We start from the raw sequence: 19,446 nt of genomic DNA, 5'->3' as shown, positions 1-19,446 counted from the left end.
TCGTTGTGTGAGTTCCAACCCCGCCATCGTCGTCAGCGACCTGTCCGTCGAATACCCAGCGCGGGGCCCGAGCGCCTCCTGCGTCGCCCTCCGCGGAATCAACGTCCGCGTGGAGACGGGGGAGGTGCTCGGGGTGCTCGGGGAGACGGGCTCCGGCAAGTCGACGCTGGCGGCGATCCTGGCTGGACGCGGCCTGCCGCTGCGCGCCTCTGAGCCCGGTCCGAGGATCAGCGGGGGAGACGCCACCGTGCTCGGCAAGTCGCTCCGCAAGGCGAAGAAGCGCGACCTGGCCGAGGTCACCTTCCACGTCGGCTACCTGGCACAGGATGCGGCGAACACGCTCGAGCCGTCGCTCACCATCTCCGACAACGTCGCTCTGCCGATCTTCGAGCGCGACGAGCACTACAGCAGGAGGGCGGCCGGCGCCAGGGCGGCGACGATGCTCGACACCGTCCACCTGCCGCTGAGCGTGCTGAGCAAGTACCCGTACGAGCTGAGCGCCGGTCAGCGGCAGCGTGTCGCCCTGGCCCGCGCCCTGGTGCTCGGGCCGTCCGTGCTCGTCGCCGACGAGCCGACCGCGGGCATCGACGCGACCGTACGGGATGCGGTGATCGACCTGCTCGCGCAGCTGCGCGACCACGAGGGGTTCTCCGCCGTGATCGTCAGCCACGACCTATCCGTGCTGCGCAGGGCGAGCGACAACACGATCGTGCTGCAGGGCGGCCGCGTCGTCGGCTACGGTCCGATCGAGGACGTGCTCGCCGACCCGCAGCATCCCTTCGTCGACGGGCTCGCGAAGGCACTCAAACCACCGCAGCGGCGCACCCAGCGTCGCACGAGACGTACGGAGAAGAACCGATGACAGGATCAGCGTCCGCCCAGTCAGGTCAGGCGTCGCAGGCCGCCCAGCAGCACCGCGCCGTCCTCGCCGTCGAGGCGGATCCGGTGCCTGCGGACCGGCGGCCGGAGCCCGGCCCCATCGCCGTCCTGCCGGAGCCGGAGCAGACGTTCGTCGACGCCGTGCACGCCGGGGGAGGCACGGTCGCAGAGCTCTCCGACGACACGCGCGGCCTGGTGTGGCTCACCTACCGGGATGCGCACGGTCTCGCCGACGTGCTGAAGACGCATCCACAGATCGGCTGGGTGCAGCTGCCGTACGCCGGGGTCGACGCGTTCGCCGATGTGCTTGCCGCCGAGGACAGGCCGGGCCTGCTCTGGACGAGCGCCAAGGGCGCGTACGCCCAGCCGGTCGCCGAGCACGCCCTCGCGCTCACTCTCGCCCTGCTGCGGGTGCTGCCGAAGCGCGTCGTCGCCCGCTCCTGGGCCACCGAGCAGGAGGGCAGGTCGCTCTACGGGCTGCGCGTGGTGATCGTCGGGGCCGGCGGAATCGCGCTGGAGCTCATCCGGCTGCTCGAACCGTTCGGCGCGGACATCACCATCGTCCGCCGGTCGCCGGAGCCCGTCGCCGGGGCGTCCAGCACGGTGACCGCCGACCGGCTCGGCGATGTGCTGCCGGACGCGGACGTCGTGGTGGTCGCCGCAGCCCTCACCGGCGGCACCAGGCACCTGTTCGGCGCTCCGGAGTTCGCCGCGATGAAGGACACCGCGTATCTGGTGAACATCGCGCGCGGCGGGCTGGTCGACAGCGACGCACTCGTGACGGCCCTCGCCGACGGCACGATCGCCGGGGCGGGGATCGACGTCACGGACCCGGAGCCGCTCCCGGACGGCCACCCGCTCTGGGACGAGCCGAACTGCCTGATCACCCCGCACCAGGCGGACACGCCGGAGATGACGGCGCCGCTGCTGGCGGAGCGCATCCGGCTGAACGTGCGCGCCTTCCTCGACGACGGACGGTTCGTCGGGGTGGTCGATCCCGCCGAAGGCTACTGACCGTCGACGCCGATCGGCCGCGACGCGCGCGGGCGTCACGCTCGATTTTTGTGGGGCGATGATTCCTTGCTAGAGTAGCTACGCTGATTCAAGCATTCCTCGATAGCTCAATTGGCAGAGCAGCCGGCTGTTAACCGGCAGGTTGATGGTTCGAGTCCATCTCGGGGAGCAGTATCCAGAGCAGTGAAACCCCCGGACTTCCACGGAAGTCCGGGGGTTTCCTCGTTTCCGCACGCGTGTATGTCCGCGACGGCATACGCGCCGGCGGGTGTGTACTCCCGGGGGAGTACCCGTGAACCTCCCACCGGCGGTCGTGGCGCCCAGGTGCGCTCGTTAGCATGGACGGATGGCCTGGACCGCGGACGAGCAAGCGCGGCTCTCGCGCGCCGAACGCGGCTGGGCCAACCGGCCCCGGCCGCCGGCGGCCCGCTGGTTCCCGGTGATCCTGTCCGCGATCATCCAGGTGCCCGGAGTCATCATCGCCCTACACGACGCGCGCCAGGATGCGCTCTCCCTGGTCTTCGTGCTCGTCGCCTTCGCTGCGTCGTTCGTCCTGCTGGCCGCCCGCGAGCATCCCGGTGTCGTGGTGGCCGTGATCGGCCTGCTCTGCGCCCCGGCCATCGCGGTCAGCGCCGGACCGCCGTTCGCGGCCGTCCCGCTCGCCCTCGCGGTGGTGAGCGCCGTCGTGCGCGGCGCGAGGGTCTGGGCGTGGGGGACGCTCGCCGGGCTGGCGGTGCTCGGCCCGCTCGCGGCGTACCTGCTGAGCGCCCAGCCGACCGCGAGCATCCGGCCGTTGATCGTCGCGCTCATCCTGCTGCTGCTCGTCGGCGTCGGGGAGGCCATCCGGAACAGGCGCGACCGCTACCGGGAACTGTCGCGGACGATCGCCGCGCGGCGGGAGAGCGCCGCGGAGGCCGAGCGTCTGCGCATCGCCAGGGAGCTGCACGATGTGCTCGCGCACTCGCTGTCGCAGATCAGCGTGCAGGCCGGGGTCGGGCTGCACCTGTTCGACTCCCGGCCGGAGAAGGCCAGGGAGAGCCTGGAGGCGATCAAGGCCACCAGTAGCCAGGCCCTCGAGGAGGTGCGCGGCGTGCTCGGCTTCCTGCGGTCGGAGGGCGACGGCGCCGCACGCGCCCCCGAGCCGGACATCGACCGCATCCCGTCGCTTGTGGAGACCTACCAGCGCGCAGGGCTCGACGTCCGCTACGACAACGCGCTCACCAGCGTCCCCGCTCCCGCCATCCAGCTCGCGATCTACCGCATCGTGCAGGAGTCGCTGACCAACGTCGGGCGTCACGCCCAGGCGAGCACCGTCCACGTCTCGCTGCGCCAGGACGACCGCGACTACATCGTCTCGGTCGCCGACGACGGCCGGGGACTGCCGGAGGGCATCGAGGAGCCGGGCGGCAAGGGCGTGCTCGGGATGCGCGAACGCGCGGAACTGCTCGGCGGCCGGTTCGAGGCGGTGCCCGGCGGTCCGGCCGGCGCGGCCAGAGGCGTCACCGTGACCGCCCGCATCCCGATCCGCACGGCGGCGACCCCGTGATCCGGGTGCTCCTGGCCGACGACCAGCACCTCGTCCGCGCGGGCTTCCGGGCGCTGCTCGAAGCGGAGGACGGCATCGACGTCGTCGGCGAGGCGGCGACGGGCAGAGACGCCGTGGCCCTGGTGAAGCAGCAGCATCCGGATGTGGTGCTCATGGACATCCGGATGCCGGACGGCGACGGGCTGTGGGCGACGGAGGAGATCGTGCGCGACCCCGAGCTGGGAGGCACGCACATCGTGATCGTGACCACCTTCGAGCTGGACGAGTACGTGGCGCAGGCCATCACGGCGGGCGCGAGCGGCTTCCTGGTGAAGGACACGGAGCCGGTCGACCTGATCCGGGCCGTGCGGGTCGCGGCGGCGGGGGATGCGCTGCTGTCGCCCGGCGTCACCCGGCGGCTGCTGGAGCGCGTCGCCGGCGGGCTGCGCCCTGCACCGCCGACCACGGCGCTCGACGCGCTCACCGAGCGCGAGCGCGAGGTGCTCGCCCTGGTCGGCCAGGGACTCAGCAACGGCGAGATCGGCGAGCGGCTCTTCCTCAGCCCGCTGACCGCGAAGACGCACGTGTCCCGCATCATGCAGAAACTGGATGCGCGCGACAGGGTGCACCTGGTGGTTCTGGCGTACGAGAGCGGTCTCGTGCAGCCGGGGTGGCAGTGAGCGTAGCCCGCTCGGCCACTGCTGCTCCCGCCGGAGTACGGCGATTCACTCCGCGGGGCGGATTCGCGGAACAGCGGAGACGGCGAGGCTGATGGTGACGGTTCGCATCCGACGCGGGCCGCAGTCACGATTGGAATCATCATGCTCAGCACCATCGCCGCGACCACCGTCGCCGCCCACTGGGTCGGCCCGTGGGCGGGAGGGTTCGGCTTCCTGTTCCTGCTCATCCCGCTGTTCTGGATCGCCTTCTTCGTGCTCCTCTTCGTCTTCCTCGGGCGCCGCTGGCGTCGAGCGGCCGCAGCGGGCTACGGCCCTGGCTACGGCCGCGGCTGGGGTCACGACGGCGGCACACGCTCCGCGGAGGCCACCCTCGCCGAGCGCTTCGCCCAGGGCGATATCGACGAGGTGGAGTACCGCGCCAGGCTCGAAGTCCTGCGCGCCAACCGCCCGTCCGGGCAGTAGCGGAGGGCGCCAGCAGCGCGGACCGGCGACGGCGGCACGACAGCACGGGGGCGGGCGGACGGATATGATCGTCCGGGCCGGAGACCCCCGTCACGGCCGGAAGGATAGGCCATGAACGCTCTGTCAGCGACAGAGGCCAGGAGCCTCGTGCTCGTGCTCGCCATCGCCGGATCCGTGCTGCTCGTCGCCGCCGTCGTCTTCCTCGTGCTGTGGCTGCTCGCCCGCGGTTCCCGCGCCAGGCTCAGCAACCAGCGCGAGGAGAGCGAGTGGGACAGGATCGACCGCGAACTGGAGCTGGCCGAGCAGGCCGGCCGGTTCCGCATCGTTCGTGAACTCGGCGATGTGGCCATCCAGTCGGTGTCGAGGCTCGCATCGCAGGCCGAGGGCATCCGGTACGCGGCCGCCACCGATCGGGAGGCGGCCGACCGCTCCGTCGCCGCTCTGGAGACGTCTGCCCGGGATGCGCTCGGCGACCTGCGGCGCATCCAGACCGTCGTGCGCGACGGGGAGAGCGCCGCGATGCCGCAGCCGAGTCTGCACTCCGCCCGCGACCTGTTCCGGGTGATGCGGGATGCGGGACTCGACGTGACCTTCACCGAGAACGGCGACCGGTTCGAGCTGCGTCAGGGCGCCGAGCTCGCCGTGTTCCGCATCCTGCAGTCCAGCCTCGAGAACGCGCTGAAGCACGGCGGGCCCGGCACCGCCGTCGCCATCGCTTTCACCTGGACGGGCGACGGCCTGCAGGTCAGCGTCGACGACGACGGCATCCGCTCCGCCGCCCGCAGGATGGGCCTCGACAGCGCCGCCGTCGACCAGGCGACGCAGTACACGATCGAGGAGGACCTGCGCGCCCTCACCGAGACGTACGACGGCGCCGGCCTCACCGGGATGCGGGAACGCGCGGCGCTGTTCGGGGGCGTGCTGAACGCAGCCACCGTTCCTGGCGTCGGGTTCTCGCTGTCTGTGGTGTTCCCCGCGCTCAAGTTCCACAACGGGGTGCACGGGGTCGACCTGGGCAAGTAGCCCGCGTCAACCGCGCGGTCAGTCGTCCAGGTGGTCGCGGCCGGGCAGCCAGCTCAGCCCGGGCACGCCCCAGCTGTTCTTCTTCTGCACCTTCCTGGCGGCCTTGCCGTACGGGTGGTCGAGCCTGTCGACGTAGAGGATGCCGTCCAGGTGGTCGAACTCGTGCTGGAAGATGCGGGCAAGCCAGCCGTCCGCGTGCACCTCGAACGGCTCACCGGCCAGGTCGACGGCCCGCAGGATGGCGCTCTCGGCGCGCCGCAGCGGGAACCGCTCGCCGGGGAACGACAGGCAGCCTTCCGCCTCCGCGTCCTCGTCGAGCTCGTCGATGGTCGCCGGGCTGATCCAGAGCACCGGGTTGATCGCGACACCGCGGTGCACGACGTCGTCGTCGTCCGTCCAGCCGTAGACGAACAGGCGGAGCGGGACACCCACCTGCGGGCCGGCCAGACCGACGCCGGGCGCAGCATCCATCGTCTCGAACATGTCGTCGACGAGGGTGTGCAGGGCGTCGTCGAACTCCGTGACGGGAGCGGCGGGCGTGTGCAGGACAGGGTCTCCGGTGATCCGGATGGGAAGGACGGCCATTCAGCAAGAATATCGGGGTGAAACTGGATAGGGTCGTGGGGTGGGTACGGAACTGATGGATGCGCTCGACCTGGCCTATGAGCCGAGTCAGCTCCTCGGCATCCCGATCGCGCTCATCGGCGCGTGCTTCCTGTCCATCGGCGCGCAGTTGCAGCACCACGGCGTCGCCAAGGTCGAGGCCAACACGCAGGGGTCGCAGCAGTCCGGCCTGAACCTGCGCCAGCTCGGCCTGCTGCTCGCGCGGCCGTCCTGGGTCATCGGCACGGTGCTGCTCGGTCTCGCCATCGTCTTCCAGTTGGTCAGCCTGAAACTGTCCCCGATCATCCTGGTGCAGCCGCTCGGCGTCGTCGGGCTCGTCATCACGAGCATCCTGAACGCCAGGGTCAGCGGGGTGAAGCTCAACCACCGGTCGGTGATCGCGGTGAGCCTGTGCGTGGGCGGTGTCGGAGCGTTCGTGCTGATCGCGGCGGTGTTCGCGCGCGACCGGCCGGTCACCTCGCGGGCGCTGATCGAGATCCTGATCATCCTCGCCGTCGTACTGCTGGCCTTCGCGGTGATGTTCTACTTCTTCCGCAGCCGGTTCAAGGCGATCATGTACATCATCGGCGCCGGCGTGCTCTACGGTTTCGTGGCGACGCTCGCGAAGGTGGTCATCGACCGCATCTCCCGGCAGGAGTGGGACTGGCTGCTGGTGCTGTGTATCGTCGCGCTGCTCGCTGCAGCGATCCTGGGCGCCTACTTCGTGCAGAACGCGTACTCGTCCGGCCCTCCGGACCTGGTGATCGCCGGGCTCACCGTGGTGGATCCACTGGTCGCCGTGACCATCGGCATCGTCATCCTGGACGAGGCGGCGGGCGCCCCGTGGTGGGCGATGGTCGGCTTCGTGCTCTCCGGCGCCGTGGCCATCTACGGCGTGTTCCAGCTCGCCAAACACCACCCGCAGGCGGCGTCCGCCGCGCCGGTGGCCGCCGCTGTTACCGACAAAGCAGCGGAATCCGGCTTAGACTAGGCCGTTGAATCAGCCGGTCGGGCCCCGATCGGCGAGCGAAGACCGTCGCCGGATTCACCATCCCGGCCCACTAACGTAGGGATTCACCACGTGCCCGATACGAGCGGACAGCCGAGCAGTACGCCCGCCCAGCCTTCCGACACGACGAAGAAACCGCTGACCGTCGTCATCGGGGCTGACACTTTCGCCCCCGATGTGAACGGCGCAGCCCGCTTCGCGGAGCGCCTCGCAGCCGGTCTCGTCGAGCGCGGCCACAACGTGCACATCGTCGCTCCCGCGGCGAGCCGCAAGCACGGGACGTGGACGGAGGAGCACGAGGGCCAGAAGATGACGGCCCACCGGCTCTACAGCTGGCGCTGGTACCCGCACGACTGGCTGCGGTTCGCCATCCCGTGGCGGATCAAGCAGAACAGCGCGCGCATCCTGGACGAGGTGAAGCCGGACGTCGTGCATTTCCAGTCGCACATCGTCGTGGGCCGCGGCCTGTCCCAGGAGGCCCAGAAGCGCGGCATCCGGATCATCGGCACCAACCACTTCATGCCGGAGAACATGCTGGAGTTCACCCTCCTGCCGCGGTTCATCCAGGACTACGCGATCGGACTCGCCTGGAAGGCGGCCCGCCGCACCTTCGGTCGCGCAGAGGCCGTGACGACGCCGACCGCGAAGGCCGCGCAGTTCCTCGAGAAGTACACCGGCCTCCGCAACGTGCACGCGATCTCCTGCGGCATCGAGGCCCACAACTACACGCCGGACTTCACCCCGCGCACCGAGAACCGCATCCTGTTCGTCGGCCGCGTCACCGGCGAGAAGCAGATCGACGTGCTGCTCAAGGCGGTCTCCCTGCTCCCGTCCGACCTGGATGCGAAACTCGAGATCGTCGGTGGCGGCGACCAGCTGAAGAACCTGCAGTCCCTCGCCGAACAGCTCGGGATCGCCGACCGCGTCACCTTCACCGGCTACGTCACCGACGAGGAACTGCGCCAGGCGTACACCCGCGCCACGGTGTTCGGGATGCCGTCGATCGCCGAACTGCAGTCGATCGCGACGATGGAGGCGATGGCCTCGGCCCTCCCCGTCGTCGCCGCCGACGCGATGGCGCTGCCACACCTCGTGCACGACGGAGAGAACGGCTACCTGTTCGAGCCCGGCAACGCCCAGAACCTCGCCGACCGCCTGCAGCACGTGCTCACGATGCCGCAGGAAGAGCTGGATGTGCTCAAGAACGCGTCGCTCCGCATCGTCGCCGCGCACGACATCCAGCGCACGATCAGCACCTTCGAAAGCCTGTATCGTGGGGAACCGGTGGCCGACCCTGTGACGGACGCGGCCCCACCGGTGCCCAGCAGCGACTGACGGGCACACGGGGCGGTAGCTCAGCTGGTTAGAGCATCGGACTCATAATCCGCCGGTCACGGGTTCAAGTCCCGTCCGCCCTACTGCGATGCCGTTTGTTGAGACCGATGGCTTCCAGCTGCCCGGCAGGCGCAAATCGGCGCCAGCCGACTTCATGAGTATCGCCAGTTCCGTTCAGCGGCCCGACGTTCCAGGTCGCCCAGGTACGCGATCGTTTGTGCCACGCCGACTTCGCGAGTCCTCCACAGGCGAATCGCCTTGATCAGAGCGGGCAGTGCCTTTGTGAGTTCCCACCGTCCAGCGTTGAGGAGAGCTTCAAGTGCCTGGGAGACGAACATCATGACGTGTTGGTCCTCTTCCGCCCGGGCCACCATCCATGCGGCATCGACATCCATCCGCAGTTGCGAAACGCCCGGCCGAAAAGCCTTCTTCTTTCCCCGACTCCAGCGCTCCTCATTTTCCAGAAACACCGCTGCGGTCCCTGCGAACTTCGCCAGAGCCGAGTCGAAGGTTTCCTCGTAGCGCAGCAATCGCTGTGACTTCATAGTGCGAACCGCCACCCACCACGACAAGACACCCGCCACGACGGCACCGAGAAGTGCGCCACACATCGTTGCCCAGAACTGCGCCCAGAAGTCCATCTGCGAATCTTACTGATCAGACCACTGCGACCGACTCGAGCGAGGATGAGTGCCGTTCGGCCACGCTCACGGACGACTGCGCAGGAGCGACGCTAGGTGTCCGTCCGGCTGTGTGGCTGAGTCGTGAGCGAGCGACCTCTTGTCGTCGCCGATGGGGCTACGCTGCCCCTGTGAGCAAGATCGAGCCGCACCGCGGGCCGGGGCGGGATGCGGCGCAGAGGCACATCCCGCAGGTGGTGGTGCCCATCGCACCGGAGCACGCCGCCGACTTCCTGCGCGACGCGCTAAAGGGCACGAGCCTGGTCGATCCGTTCGCGCAGCTGGCCTCCGGATGGGTGTTCTTCGAGCCGCACGTGCGGTTCACCGCCGTGGACGCCACGCACACGCGCATCGAGCTGGATGTGACCGGCAGGATGCGCGGGGTGGAGACACTGCTGTTCGTGCGGCGCCGAGGCGAGATCGACCGGTTCTTCGTGGCGATCCAGGATGAGCTGGACCGGCGTGAGCGCTGGCGGCCGCATCCGGGTGGCGACGCCGTCGATGGCGGGGGTCACGCATCCATCGAGGGCGGCGACTGAGTGCTGCGCTGCCCGCTCAGCCCTTCCGCAGGTCTTGGGCGAACATCACGATGATGCCGCTCGGGCCGCGCACGTAGCTGAGCTTGTAGACGTCTTCGTACGTGGCGATGCCGCGCAGCGGGTGGAAGCCGTGCTTCGCGGCCGTGGCGATGGCGGCGTCGATGTCGTCGACGGAGAAGGCGACGCGGTGCATCCCGATCTCGTTGGGCAGCGTGGGTTCCGTCTCGATCGCGTCGGGGTGGAGGTATTCGAACAGTTCGAGCTGGCCGCTGCCGTCCGGCGTCTGCAGCATGGCGATCTTGGCGTGGTTGCCGTCGAGGCCGACGGCGGTGTCCGCCCACTCGCCGCTGATCGTGTCGCGGCCGACAACCGTGAGGCCGAGGTCGGTGAAGAAGGAGATGGTCGCTTCGAGGTCGCGCACGGCGATCCCCACGTTCTCGAATCTGATGGCCATGTGCGGCATGCTACGCCCACCCGGTGACGGGAGCGGGCGCGCAGGTTCGTGGGCGGCGGCACCCGCGCGTCACGACCCGAGGTGCGCGACCAGCGCATCCAGGATCGGGCGCTGGCCCTTCGTGAGCTTGGCGCGCGCGAGGGCGAGCGGCAGCCAGCGGGCGTCGTCGATTTCGGGAAACGACTGGATGCGCCCGGAGCGCGGCGGCCACTCGAGCTCGAAGGCGTTGCTGGTGACCGTCTCCGGATCGAAGCCGTCCGCCTCCGCGGCGAAGACCACGACCTTTTTGCCGGAGGAGAGCGGGAAGTCGCCGAGCGATACGTAGTCCGTCTCGGGCGGCGGCGAGCCGATCTCCTCCTCGAACTCGCGCATGGCGGCGGCGAGCTCGCCGGAGACGTCCGTGGCCTCCACGATGCCTTTCGGGATCGACCACGCCCCCTCGTCCTTCCGTGCCCAGAACGGGCCGCCCATGTGCGCGATCCACACCTCGACCGCGTCCCGTCGGCGGTAGAGGAGGATGCCCGCGCTGCGCACGGCGGGCATCAGGCCGGCATCCGGGGACTCGTCATGGCACCACTGTAGAACGGTGACAGCGTGTGACAAGGCCCGGCCGAACGGCGACTAACGTTGAACCGTGAACAGTGGCGATGCGTGGGTCGAGGGTCCGGACGGTCAGCGGTTCTGGGGCCGGTTCGGGGCGGCGGGGCTGCTGGTCCACGACAGCCGCAGGGGCATCCTGTTGCAGCACAGGGCCGACTGGAGTCACTTCGGCGGCACCTGGGGGCTGCCGGGCGGTGCGAGGCACGACGGGGAGTCCGCGGTGGACGGCGCGCTACGCGAGGCGGCGGAGGAAGCGTCTGTGCCGCGGGATGCGGTGAGCGTGCTGTTCACGAGCGTGCTCGACCTGGGGTTCTGGTCGTACACCACGGTGGTCGCGGAGGCCGTGCGGCCGTTCGACGCGCTGGTGGCCGACCCGGAGAGCATCGAGCTGCGGTGGGTGGACGTGGGCGGCGTGACCGAGTTGCCGCTACATCCGGGCTTCGCGGCGTCGTGGCCGGAGCTGCGGGCGCGGCTGGCGGGGCTCGCGGACTGAAGCTCGCGGACTGTGGCGCAGCCCGGCTCAGTCACCACCGACGACGCTCAGGATGCGATGCGCGGCCACAGCAGCGCGCCCGCCACATCCTGGTACCCCACGGGCATGCTCACGAAGGCGGCGGCTCCCGGATAGCTGACCTGGCCGGGGTAACGCGGCGCGCCCGGATAGTCCGGCGTCCCGCGGAAGCGGCGGTCGTCCTGGGCGAGCAGCCGGTCGCCAACGACGGTGCCGAGGTAGCGGCCGTCCGGGGTGGTCGCCTCGTCGTCGCCCCAGGGGAACCAGCCGATCCAGTCGCCGTCCGGGTTGAACAGGAAGCGTCCGCCGTCGCCGGCGCGGAACGCGATCCAGGTGCCCTGGCTGTCGTGCAGGTATGCGGTCATCGTCGATCGCCTTTCGGGTTGGCATCGTCGCTGACTGAATTATCCTCACCTTGACGACCGGGGGCAAGACACGGCGGGGAATGTCGCACGAGGGCCGCAGAATGGATGGGTGCACCTCGTTCTCGACCGGCCGTCGCCCGGCAGCGTCCTGGCGACCAGGGTCGACGGCGACGGCACGGTGATCGGCGAGCAGACCATCCCGGCGGGGGAGCTCGCCGCGTTCGTCGCGGCGGAAGAGGCGGACAAGGCCGACCGCCCGCGCTGGGTGTGGAGCGACACCCGCAGCTGGTATCCGCCACTGCTCGCCGCCGGCGTCCGGGTGGAGCGCTGCGACGACCTGCAGCTCAGCCACACGATCCTCCGGCTCTCCACACTGTCCGCCGGTTCCGCGCTCGCGACCGCGCCGCTCGGAGCCTGGGATGCGCAGCCCGCCTTCGCCGAGGAGCAGCCGGCCTCGCACACAGCCCTGTTCGACCTGGACGAGCAGGCCCACGGCGAGCAGGCGCCGTCCGCGCTGGAGGAGTTCCAGGCGCAGCGGGCCGCCGTCGCAGGCAGCACAGCGCCGGGCCGCCTGCGGTTGCTGCTCGCCGCCGAGTCGGCCGGGGCGCTGATCGCGGTCGAGATGCGCGCCGCCGGGCTGCCGTACAGCGCGGAACGGCACGACGCCCTGCTGACCGGCCTGTTCGGTCCTCGCCCGCCGGCGAACGGACGGCCCGGCGTGCTCGAAGACCTGGCCGCCGAACTCCGCGCCGCGCTGGAGAGCCCGGACCTCAACCCGGACAGCCCGCCGGAGGTGCTCAAGGCGCTCAAGCGCGCAGGGCTCATGGTCACCTCCACCCGCTCCTGGGAGCTGCGGGAGATCGACCACCCGGCCATCGCCCCGCTGCTGCGGTACAAGAAGCTCTCCCGCCTGCTCTCCGCGAACGGCTGGACCTGGCTCGACACCTGGGTGCAGGATGGGCGCTTCCACCCGGACTACGTGCCAGGCGGCGTGGTCACCGGGCGCTGGGCGACCCGCGGCGGCGGCGCGCTGCAGCTTCCGCGGCAGGTGCGCGGAGCGGTGGTCGCCGACCCCGGCTGGAAGCTCGTCGTGGCCGACGCCGCCCAGCTGGAGCCCCGCATCCTGACCGGGCTGGCGGGCGATCAGGCGATGGCGGCGGCCGGACGGGGGAAAGACCTGTACGAGGGCATCGTCGCGTCCGGGGCCGTCGAGGAGCGCTCTCAGGCGAAGGTGGCGATGCTCGGAGCGATGTACGGAGCGACCACGGGGGAGAGCGGCAGGCTGATGCCGCGGCTCACCCGGGCATTCCCGCGCGCGATCCGGCTCGTCGAGGAGGCGGCGCGGGCCGGTGAGCGCGGTGAGGTGGTCACGTCGCGGCTGGGACGCAGTTCCCCGCGGCCGGGAGGCAGCTGGGCGCAGACGCAGGCTGCGGCGTCCGCACCGGACTCGACGGAGGCCGACGAGCGCAGGGCGCGCAGCCAGGCGCGCGACTGGGGGCGGTTCACCCGCAACTTCGTGGTGCAGGGGAGTGCGGCCGAGTGGGCGCTGTGCTGGATGGCCGACCTCCGTCAGCGGCTCACGGCGCTCGGCGGGGACGCACCCCTGCTGCAGAGCCCGCACCTGGTCTACTTCCTGCACGACGAGGTGATCGTGCACGCTCCCGCCGAGCTCGCCGAGCAAGCCGCTGCTGCGGTGGTCGCCTCCGCGGAGGCAGCGGGACGGCTGCTGTTCGGCACGTTCCCCGTCGAGTTCCCGGTGACGGCGGCCGTGGTCGACACATACGCGGAGGCCAAGTGAGCCTCACGGCCGTCGGCACGGAATGAAGCTGTGTCGGAGTTGGTTGTGGAGGGTGATCTGACCGAGGATGGAGACCATGACAGACACCGCCACAGCGCCAGCAGACCCCCGCGACATCCTGGCGAGGTACCGGCAGCGCCGCGAACAGGCCGTGACGGCGCCGAAGGGCAACCTGGCGCTCGTGAACACGCAGTGGATCACTGGCGACCCGGAGGCGGCGGCGCAGCCGGTGTGGGGCGTCCCCGGCCTGTGGGCTCCACTGCCGAAGGGGCAGTCCGGCCTCAAGGTGGTCGCGACGGCGGCCGACGGCATCGTGGTCGACGGCACGCCGGTCGACGGCGAGGCCATCGTGCGCGGCAAGGACGACGCGAACCCGAGCGAGATCGTCTTCAGCGACACGGTCACCGGGTTCGTCATCGCCAGCGAGGACGGCGACTATGCGCTGCGGGTCTGGGACGCGAACTCGGAGGCCATCCAGGAGTTCGGCTCCATCGACGCCTTCGACTTCAACCCGGAGTGGATCATCCAGGCGCAGTTCACCCCGATCGAGGGCGGCAAGACGCTCGGCTTCGAGCACCTCAAAGACGACGGGAGCACCCGCGAGAAGGTGATCCCGGGCGAGATCACGTTCAGCAAGGACGGCGTCGACTACAACCTCGCCGCGTTCAAGGCGGGCAGGGCGCTGCAGCTGGTCTTCGCCGACAGCACCAACGGCGACTCCACGTACTCGGTCGGCCGCTTCCTCTTCGTGGCCCCGAACCCGGACGGCACGGTGACGCTCGACTTCAACCTCGCCGTCCTGCCGCCGTGCGCGTTCAGCTACAACTTCAACTGCCCGCTGCCGCCCGCGCAGAACCGCTTCGCCGTCCCCATCGAGGCCGGCGAGAAGAACGTCCTCGCCAAGTCCGGCGACCTCCTGCACTGACCCCGAGCGGGTCAGGAGGCGTCGGCCGGGCGGCGGCCCCGCCGCGGACGGTCGGGGGAGCGGTGCTGCAGCAGCGCATCCGGATGCGCGGTGAGGGTGGAGGCGACCTCGTCCAGCCACTCGATGGCGGCGAGGGCGCCCAGCTCGGCCGCGCGGTTGGCGGCGAGCACGGCGCGCGAGTCCGCGTCGTGGGTGAGCTCGCGGATCTTCTCGACGAACGCCCGGCGGTAGTCGGCCACCACGGCGGGCGCGTCTGCACCGGTGAGGGAGGCCGCGATCAGCACCTGGTCCTGCATCTCGTCCCAGTCCGGGCGCGCATCCACCGGCCCGGAGGTGAGCCAGTCCTCGGCGGCGGCCGCACCGTCGGCGGTCAGCGCGTAGAGCGGCAGGCCGTCATCCGTGGCGCCCGCCGGCTGCACGAGCCCCTGGTCGACCATGCGGTCGAGCGTCGAGTAGACCTGCCCGGCGTTGAGCTGGCGGCGGTGGGCCGCCCGCGCGAGGAACTCGCCCTGCAACTGCGAGCCGTATGCGGCGCCCTGGGTGAGCAGCGCGAGAAAACCGTTCTGGACCGACATACTCAGTATGCTATTCCGTTTCGCCGCCACGCCGCTGCAAAACCGTTGCAACCTTGTGACATCCGATAGTTCTACGGCATAATTCACAAGAGCAGCCCTCGGGCTGCGGCAAACTTCATATCGTGCCGGTGAGACCGCCGATTGGTCGTTGGGGAAGACGCATCCAATCGAACGGAGGACATCATGGCGGCACACGCAAGTCGAGGAGTGCTCTACGTGCACTCTTCCCCTGGCGCGCTCTGCCCCCACATCGAGTGGGCGGCGGGACGCGCTATCGGTCGCGCCGTGAACTTCACCTGGGAGGCGCAGCCGGTGTTGAAGGGCGCCCAGCGCACCGAGTTCTTCTGGGAGGGACCCCAGGGGACGGGCGCAGCCATCGCGTCCGCCCTGCGCGGCTGGGAGCACCTCCGCTACGAGGTGACGGAGGACGCCGGCCTCGGCAGCGACGGCGGCCGGTGGATGCACACCCCCGACCTCGGGATCTTCTTCGCCCAGACCGACACGGCCGGCAACATGGTTATCCCCGAGGACCGGGTGCGCTACGCGATGGAGATCGCCGGGGCGAACGCCCGCGAACTGCACCGCGAGCTTCGGCTTGCGCTCGGCCAGGCGTGGGACGACGAACTGGAGCCCTTCCGGCACGCCAGTGACGAGACCAGCGTGGTCTGGCTGCACAAGGTCGGCTGAGGCGCCGGCTCACCGAGCCACGAGACTCCCGCGGCGGGCCGGCCCAGGCATCATGCGCTGCCGCCCGCACGCGGTGAAACGCGAAAGGCCCCGACCGGTGTTGACCGGTCGGGGCCTTCGTGCGTGCTGCGCAGGGTCCGGATCAGACCGAGCGGAACGCCACGACGGCGTTGTGGCCGCCGAAACCGAACGAGTTGCTGATGGCGAGCAGGTCGCCACCGCCCAGCGCGCGCGGCGCGGTGACCACATCCAGCGGGATCTCCGGGTCTTTCTCGGTGAGGTTGATCGTCGGCGGTGCGACGCGCTCGTGCAGCGCCATGACCGTGAACAGGGCCTCGATCGCCCCGGCGCCACCGAGCAGGTGACCGGTGGATGCCTTGGTCGCGGACACCGGGATGCCGTCGAGCAGGCCGCCGAACACGCGGCGCAGCGCGTTGTACTCCGCGATGTCGCCGACCGGCGTGCTCGTGGCGTGCGCGTTGATGTGCGCGACATCCGACAGCGACGCCCCAGCACCCTCGACGGCGGCGATCATCGCGCGCGCTGCGGCAGAGCCCTCGGGGTCGGGAGCGGTGATGTGGTAGGCGTCGCTGGTGACGGAGCCGCCGACCAGTTCGGCGTAGATCTTGGCGCCGCGGGCCTTGGCGTGCTCCTCGGTCTCGAGCACCAGGGCTGCTGCACCCTCGCCCAGGACGAAGCCGTCACGGGTGACGTCGTAGGGCCGGGATGCGGTGGCCGGGTCGTCGTTGCGCTTCGACAGCGCCTGCATAGCGGCGAACGACGCGATCGGCAGCGGGTGGATGGCCGCCTCGGAGCCACCGGCGATGACGACGTCGGCGAGGCCCTGCTGCAGGTGGTCGTACGCGTTGGCGATGGACTCGGTGGACGACGCGCAGGCGGACACGACGGTGCGGATGCCGGCACGGGCGTGCAGGTCCATTCCGATCGCCGCGCCCGGGCCGTTCGGCATGAGCATCGGCACGGTCATCGGCATGACGCGGCGCGGGCCGCGCTCGCGCAGGGTGTCCCACGCGTCGATGAGGGTCCAGACGCCGCCGATGCCGGTGGCCCAGTCCACGGCGAGACGCTCGGGCTCGACCTCAGGGGAGCCGGCGTCCGCGTATGCCTCACGTCCGGCGATGAGCGCGAACTGGCTGGACGGGTCGAGGCGCTTCACCTCGTGGCGTTCGAGCACGGAGGCTGCGTCGACCCTCGCCTGCGCGGCGAACGTGACGGGGAGCTCCAGCTCGGAGACCCACTCCTTCTCGATGGTGCTGGCGCCGGATTCGCCGGCGAGCAGCGCCTTCCAGCTCTCAGCGGCTGTGCCACCGAGAGGCGACGCTGCGCCCACGCCGGTGACGACGATCTTCTTGGTCATAACGGCAACTCTCCGTAGATGGAACACGGCACGCGCTCGTGGCGCGGCCAACCGCGGGGGACCGGACACCGGGGATGCCGGGCCGGTCCCGACCGCGAAGGACGTTTCTCGTGCGGGGTTTAGGCCTGAGCCTTGACGATGAACTCGACGGCGTCGCCGACAGTCTTGAGGTTCTTGACCTCTTCGTCCGGGATCTTGACGTCGAACTTGTCCTCGGCGTTGACCACGATGGTCATCATCGAGATGGAGTCGATGTCGAGGTCGTCGGTGAACGACTTGCCCAGCTCGACAGTGTCGGTCGCGATGCCGGTCTCGTCGTTGATGAGCTCGGCCAGGCCGGCGAGAACTTCTTCGGTGGACAATGCCATGGTGTTTTCTCCTTGAGGGGTGTCGTTTGACCGTTGAACAGTTTAGGGCAGCACGACGACCTGTGCGCCGAACACGAGGCCCGCGCCGAAGCCGATCTGCAATGCCAGTCCACCGGACAGCTCGGGATTCTCCTGCAGCAACCGGTGGGTCGCCAGCGGGATGGAGGCGGCCGAGGTGTTCCCGGTCGTCTCGATGTCACGCGCGATGGCGACGGTCTCCGGCAGCTTGAGCTGCTTGGCGAACTCGTCGACGATGCGCATGTTGGCCTGGTGGGGGATGAAGGCGGCGAGCTGGTCCGGGGTGACCCCGGCGGCATCCAGTGCCTGCTTGGCGACCTTGGCCATCTCCCAGACCGCCCAGCGGAAGACGGTCTGACCTTCCTGGCGGAGGGTCGGCCACGGCTTCTCGCCGTCGCGGAACTCGACCAGGGTGCCGTCCATCCCGACCGCGTCGGCCTTCGAGCCGTCGGAGCCCCAGATGGTCTTCGAGATGCCCGGGTACTCGCTCGGGCCGATGACCACGGCGCCCGCCCCGTCCCCGAGGAGGAACGAGATGGTGCGGTCGGTCGGGTCGACGACGTCGGAGAGCTTCTCGGCGCCGACGACGAGGGCGTAGTGGGCGACGCCCGTGCGGATGAGGGCGTCGGCCTGCGCGACGGCGTACGCGTATCCAGCGCATGCGGCATTCATGTCGTATGCGGCTGCAGGGTTCGCACCGACCCGGTCGGCGAGCACAGCGGCGAGCGACGGCGTCTGGCGGGCGTTGCTGATGGTGGCGACGATCACGAGGTCGATCAGCGCGGGGTCGACACCGGATGCGGTGATCGCCTCCTTCGACGCCTCGGTCGCGAGATCGACGGCGAGCACGTCGTGGCTCGCCCTGGTGCGGGTCACGATGCCGGTGCGCTGCCTGATCCACTCGTCTGAGGAGTTGATCGGGCCGACCAGGTCGTCGTTCGGCACGACGAGGTCGCCGCGTGCTGCGCCGATCGACAGGATGCGGGTGTACTGCGGGCCGTGGGCCTGCTGCAGGGTTGGCTTGGTCATCTGCGTCTCCTAGGCGGCCTGGTCGATGAGCTCGAACGCGGCGGGCAGGTCGTCCGGCGTCTTGACGGCGACGCTCGGGATGCCCTTCAGCCCGCGCTTGGCGAGGCCGACGAGAGCGCCGGCCGGGGCCACCTCGACGATACCCGTCACACCGGCGGCCTGGAACGCCTCCATGCAGAGATCCCAGCGCACGGGGGAGGAGACCTGGCCGACCAGCAGGCGCAGGAACTCGGCGCCGGAGGAGACGAGCGAGCCGTCCTTGTTGGTCCAGAGCGGGAGGGTGGGGTCGCTCGTCGCAAGGGTGGCCGCGAACGCTTCGAGAGCGGGGACGGCCGGGGCCATGTAGCGGGTGTGGAACGCGCCGGCGACCTGCAGCGGGATGACGCGTGCGCGGGCGGGCGGGTTCTCGGAGAGCGCCGCGAGCGCATCCAGTGCACCGGCGACGACGATCTGGCCGCCGCCGTTGTAGTTGGCGGGGGAGAGGCCGAGCTCGTCGAGCTTCGCGAGCAGCTCGGTCTCGTCGGCGCCGATGACGGCGCTCATGCCGGTGGGCGTCTGCGCGGCGGCCGCGGCCATCGCGGCACCCCGCTCGCGGACGAACGCGACGGCGTCGGTCTCGCTGAGCACGCCGGCGCCGGCCGCAGCCGTCAGCTCGCCGACCGAGTGACCGGCGATGCCGCCGATGCGCTCACGGCGGCCGTCGGCGAAGAGCGCGGACAGAGTGAGGAGGCCGGCCGACACGATGAGCGGCTGAGCGACGGCCGTGTCGCGGATCGTGTCTGCGTCGCTGACCGTTCCATGTGCGACCAGGTCGATGCCGACGGCGTCAGAGATGCCGGTGAGCTGGTCGCGGAACCGCGGCTCGGTGAGCCAGGGGTCGAGGAATCCAGGGGTTTGGGAGCCCTGCCCAGGGCACACGATGACGATCACGGGTTCCAGTCTGCCAATCTTCCGCGCGGCGGATGTGTCGAGGAGGTACTAAGTATCTT

Annotated in this window: 23 protein-coding genes and 2 tRNA genes; 15 read left to right on the top strand and 10 right to left on the bottom strand. The window is 70.2% G+C overall.

What is annotated here, in order from left to right:
- The first annotated feature begins 7 nt into the window (after positions 1-7).
- The 7 genes from B7438_RS16920 to B7438_RS16890 all read left to right on the top strand — a co-directional run bounded on the left by B7438_RS16920 (position 8) and on the right by B7438_RS16890 (position 5,583).
- Complete coding sequence (locus tag B7438_RS16920) at positions 8-862, top strand: ATP-binding cassette domain-containing protein (RefSeq protein WP_085370853.1); 855 nt, start codon at positions 8-10, stop codon at positions 860-862.
- Positions 859-1,893, top strand: a complete 1,035-nt coding sequence (locus B7438_RS16915; RefSeq protein ID WP_085370852.1) for a D-isomer specific 2-hydroxyacid dehydrogenase family protein — start codon at positions 859-861, stop codon at positions 1,891-1,893. Before B7438_RS16920 ends, B7438_RS16915 begins: the two co-directional genes overlap by 4 nt.
- Positions 1,894-1,989: 96 nt before the next feature.
- A tRNA-Asn gene (locus B7438_RS16910) sits at positions 1,990-2,062 on the top strand.
- Between the two features lie 177 nt (positions 2,063-2,239).
- Positions 2,240-3,439 carry a sensor histidine kinase gene (locus tag B7438_RS16905; RefSeq protein ID WP_085370851.1) on the top strand — a complete coding sequence of 400 codons (1,200 nt, stop codon included), beginning with the start codon at positions 2,240-2,242 and terminating at the stop codon, positions 3,437-3,439.
- Positions 3,436-4,098 (top strand): response regulator transcription factor, encoded by a 663-nt coding sequence (locus B7438_RS16900; RefSeq protein ID WP_085370850.1) that lies wholly within the window; start codon positions 3,436-3,438, stop codon positions 4,096-4,098. The genes B7438_RS16905 and B7438_RS16900 overlap by 4 nt, the downstream gene beginning before the upstream one ends.
- Positions 4,099-4,239: 141 nt before the next feature.
- Positions 4,240-4,560 carry an SHOCT domain-containing protein gene (locus B7438_RS16895; protein ID WP_085370849.1) on the top strand — a complete coding sequence of 107 codons (321 nt, stop codon included), beginning with the start codon at positions 4,240-4,242 and terminating at the stop codon, positions 4,558-4,560.
- A 111-nt stretch (positions 4,561-4,671) separates the two neighbouring features.
- Positions 4,672-5,583 carry a sensor histidine kinase gene (locus B7438_RS16890; RefSeq protein ID WP_256922092.1) on the top strand — a complete coding sequence of 304 codons (912 nt, stop codon included), beginning with the start codon at positions 4,672-4,674 and terminating at the stop codon, positions 5,581-5,583.
- Positions 5,584-5,601: 18 nt separating this feature from the next.
- Here the strand turns inward: B7438_RS16890 and def are convergent, their stop codons facing one another.
- Positions 5,602-6,168 (bottom strand): peptide deformylase, encoded by a 567-nt coding sequence (gene def / locus B7438_RS16885; RefSeq protein ID WP_085370848.1) that lies wholly within the window; start codon positions 6,166-6,168, stop codon positions 5,602-5,604.
- Between the two features lie 40 nt (positions 6,169-6,208).
- On the opposite strand from def, the gene B7438_RS16880 reads away from it, so the two are divergent.
- From B7438_RS16880 to B7438_RS16870, 3 genes are all read left to right on the top strand, one after another.
- On the top strand, positions 6,209-7,177 hold the full coding sequence (locus B7438_RS16880; protein WP_085370847.1) for a DMT family transporter: 969 nt from the start codon (positions 6,209-6,211) through the stop codon (positions 7,175-7,177).
- A gap of 90 nt (positions 7,178-7,267) precedes the next feature.
- Entirely contained in the window at positions 7,268-8,530 is a 1,263-nt protein-coding gene (locus B7438_RS16875) for a glycosyltransferase (RefSeq protein ID WP_085370846.1), read from the top strand.
- Positions 8,531-8,539: 9 nt separating this feature from the next.
- Positions 8,540-8,613, top strand: a tRNA-Ile gene (locus B7438_RS16870).
- Between the two features lie 69 nt (positions 8,614-8,682).
- Here B7438_RS16870 and B7438_RS16865 read toward each other — a convergent pair.
- A complete protein-coding gene (locus tag B7438_RS16865) occupies positions 8,683-9,171 on the bottom strand; it encodes a hypothetical protein (RefSeq protein ID WP_085370845.1) in 489 nt (162 codons plus the stop codon).
- A 170-nt stretch (positions 9,172-9,341) separates the two neighbouring features.
- Between B7438_RS16865 and B7438_RS16860 the strand changes: the two genes are divergently transcribed.
- Positions 9,342-9,749 carry a hypothetical protein gene (locus tag B7438_RS16860; RefSeq protein WP_085370844.1) on the top strand — a complete coding sequence of 136 codons (408 nt, stop codon included), beginning with the start codon at positions 9,342-9,344 and terminating at the stop codon, positions 9,747-9,749.
- Positions 9,750-9,765: 16 nt separating this feature from the next.
- Here B7438_RS16860 and B7438_RS16855 read toward each other — a convergent pair whose 3' ends face one another.
- Together B7438_RS16855 and B7438_RS16850 are read right to left on the bottom strand one after the other, a co-directional pair.
- On the bottom strand, positions 9,766-10,203 hold the full coding sequence (locus tag B7438_RS16855; protein ID WP_085370843.1) for a VOC family protein: 438 nt from the start codon (positions 10,201-10,203) through the stop codon (positions 9,766-9,768).
- A 69-nt stretch (positions 10,204-10,272) separates the two neighbouring features.
- Entirely contained in the window at positions 10,273-10,746 is a 474-nt protein-coding gene (locus B7438_RS16850) for an NUDIX domain-containing protein (protein ID WP_085370842.1), read from the bottom strand.
- A 91-nt stretch (positions 10,747-10,837) separates the two neighbouring features.
- On the opposite strand from B7438_RS16850, the gene B7438_RS16845 reads away from it, so the two are divergent.
- The gene (locus B7438_RS16845) at positions 10,838-11,296 is read left to right on the top strand and encodes an NUDIX hydrolase (RefSeq protein WP_085370841.1); all 459 of its coding nucleotides are present in this window, start codon (positions 10,838-10,840) and stop codon (positions 11,294-11,296) included.
- A gap of 47 nt (positions 11,297-11,343) precedes the next feature.
- Here the strand turns inward: B7438_RS16845 and B7438_RS16840 are convergent, their stop codons facing one another.
- Positions 11,344-11,679 (bottom strand): hypothetical protein, encoded by a 336-nt coding sequence (locus tag B7438_RS16840; protein WP_085370840.1) that lies wholly within the window; start codon positions 11,677-11,679, stop codon positions 11,344-11,346.
- Positions 11,680-11,788: 109 nt separating this feature from the next.
- Between B7438_RS16840 and B7438_RS16835 the strand changes: the two genes are divergently transcribed.
- Entirely contained in the window at positions 11,789-13,477 is a 1,689-nt protein-coding gene (locus B7438_RS16835; protein ID WP_085370839.1) for a bifunctional 3'-5' exonuclease/DNA polymerase, read from the top strand.
- Between the two features lie 76 nt (positions 13,478-13,553).
- The gene (locus tag B7438_RS16830) at positions 13,554-14,402 is read left to right on the top strand and encodes a DUF1684 domain-containing protein (protein ID WP_085370862.1); all 849 of its coding nucleotides are present in this window, start codon (positions 13,554-13,556) and stop codon (positions 14,400-14,402) included.
- Positions 14,403-14,413: 11 nt separating this feature from the next.
- Here the strand turns inward: B7438_RS16830 and B7438_RS16825 are convergent, their stop codons facing one another.
- The gene (locus tag B7438_RS16825) at positions 14,414-14,977 is read right to left on the bottom strand and encodes a PadR family transcriptional regulator (RefSeq protein ID WP_085370838.1); all 564 of its coding nucleotides are present in this window, start codon (positions 14,975-14,977) and stop codon (positions 14,414-14,416) included.
- Between the two features lie 183 nt (positions 14,978-15,160).
- Between B7438_RS16825 and B7438_RS16820 the strand changes: the two genes are divergently transcribed.
- Entirely contained in the window at positions 15,161-15,664 is a 504-nt protein-coding gene (locus tag B7438_RS16820; protein WP_085370837.1) for a DUF3145 domain-containing protein, read from the top strand.
- A 142-nt stretch (positions 15,665-15,806) separates the two neighbouring features.
- Here the strand turns inward: B7438_RS16820 and B7438_RS16815 are convergent, their stop codons facing one another.
- The 4 genes from B7438_RS16815 to B7438_RS16800 all read right to left on the bottom strand — a co-directional run bounded on the left by B7438_RS16815 (position 15,807) and on the right by B7438_RS16800 (position 19,387).
- Entirely contained in the window at positions 15,807-17,042 is a 1,236-nt protein-coding gene (locus B7438_RS16815) for a beta-ketoacyl synthase (protein WP_085370836.1), read from the bottom strand.
- Between the two features lie 119 nt (positions 17,043-17,161).
- The gene (locus B7438_RS16810) at positions 17,162-17,410 is read right to left on the bottom strand and encodes an acyl carrier protein (protein ID WP_055893767.1); all 249 of its coding nucleotides are present in this window, start codon (positions 17,408-17,410) and stop codon (positions 17,162-17,164) included.
- Positions 17,411-17,452: 42 nt separating this feature from the next.
- Positions 17,453-18,457 carry a beta-ketoacyl-ACP synthase III gene (locus B7438_RS16805; RefSeq protein WP_085370835.1) on the bottom strand — a complete coding sequence of 335 codons (1,005 nt, stop codon included), beginning with the start codon at positions 18,455-18,457 and terminating at the stop codon, positions 17,453-17,455.
- A 9-nt stretch (positions 18,458-18,466) separates the two neighbouring features.
- The gene (locus B7438_RS16800; RefSeq protein ID WP_085370834.1) at positions 18,467-19,387 is read right to left on the bottom strand and encodes an ACP S-malonyltransferase; all 921 of its coding nucleotides are present in this window, start codon (positions 19,385-19,387) and stop codon (positions 18,467-18,469) included.
- Between the last annotated feature and the right edge of the window lie 59 nt (positions 19,388-19,446).

Origin of the sequence: Leifsonia sp. NCR5 (assembly GCF_002105485.1) — a bacterium.
Lineage (GTDB): Bacteria > Actinomycetota > Actinomycetes > Actinomycetales > Microbacteriaceae > Leifsonia.
This window is presented reverse-complemented; position numbering and strand designations above follow the sequence as displayed.

What these genes read in the sequence shown, in the direction of transcription:
- B7438_RS16825 (WP_085370838.1), bottom strand. Translation starts at nt 14,977, where the DNA reads ATGTCGGTCCAGAACGGTTTTCTCGCGCTGCTCACCCAGGGCGCCGCA.
- B7438_RS16840 (WP_085370840.1), bottom strand. Translation starts at nt 11,679, where the DNA reads ATGACCGCATACCTGCACGACAGCCAGGGCACCTGGATCGCGTTCCGC.
- B7438_RS16830 (WP_085370862.1), top strand. Translation starts at nt 13,554, where the DNA reads ATGACAGACACCGCCACAGCGCCAGCAGACCCCCGCGACATCCTGGCG.
- B7438_RS16890 (WP_256922092.1), top strand. Translation starts at nt 4,672, where the DNA reads ATGAACGCTCTGTCAGCGACAGAGGCCAGGAGCCTCGTGCTCGTGCTC.
- B7438_RS16865 (WP_085370845.1), bottom strand. Translation starts at nt 9,171, where the DNA reads ATGGACTTCTGGGCGCAGTTCTGGGCAACGATGTGTGGCGCACTTCTC.
- B7438_RS16915 (WP_085370852.1), top strand. Translation starts at nt 859, where the DNA reads ATGACAGGATCAGCGTCCGCCCAGTCAGGTCAGGCGTCGCAGGCCGCC.
- def (WP_085370848.1), bottom strand. Translation starts at nt 6,168, where the DNA reads ATGGCCGTCCTTCCCATCCGGATCACCGGAGACCCTGTCCTGCACACG.
- B7438_RS16810 (WP_055893767.1), bottom strand. Translation starts at nt 17,410, where the DNA reads ATGGCATTGTCCACCGAAGAAGTTCTCGCCGGCCTGGCCGAGCTCATC.
- B7438_RS16805 (WP_085370835.1), bottom strand. Translation starts at nt 18,457, where the DNA reads ATGACCAAGCCAACCCTGCAGCAGGCCCACGGCCCGCAGTACACCCGC.
- B7438_RS16855 (WP_085370843.1), bottom strand. Translation starts at nt 10,203, where the DNA reads ATGGCCATCAGATTCGAGAACGTGGGGATCGCCGTGCGCGACCTCGAA.
- B7438_RS16815 (WP_085370836.1), bottom strand. Translation starts at nt 17,042, where the DNA reads ATGACCAAGAAGATCGTCGTCACCGGCGTGGGCGCAGCGTCGCCTCTC.
- B7438_RS16895 (WP_085370849.1), top strand. Translation starts at nt 4,240, where the DNA reads ATGCTCAGCACCATCGCCGCGACCACCGTCGCCGCCCACTGGGTCGGC.
- B7438_RS16905 (WP_085370851.1), top strand. Translation starts at nt 2,240, where the DNA reads ATGGCCTGGACCGCGGACGAGCAAGCGCGGCTCTCGCGCGCCGAACGC.
- B7438_RS16820 (WP_085370837.1), top strand. Translation starts at nt 15,161, where the DNA reads ATGGCGGCACACGCAAGTCGAGGAGTGCTCTACGTGCACTCTTCCCCT.
- B7438_RS16850 (WP_085370842.1), bottom strand. Translation starts at nt 10,746, where the DNA reads ATGCCCGCCGTGCGCAGCGCGGGCATCCTCCTCTACCGCCGACGGGAC.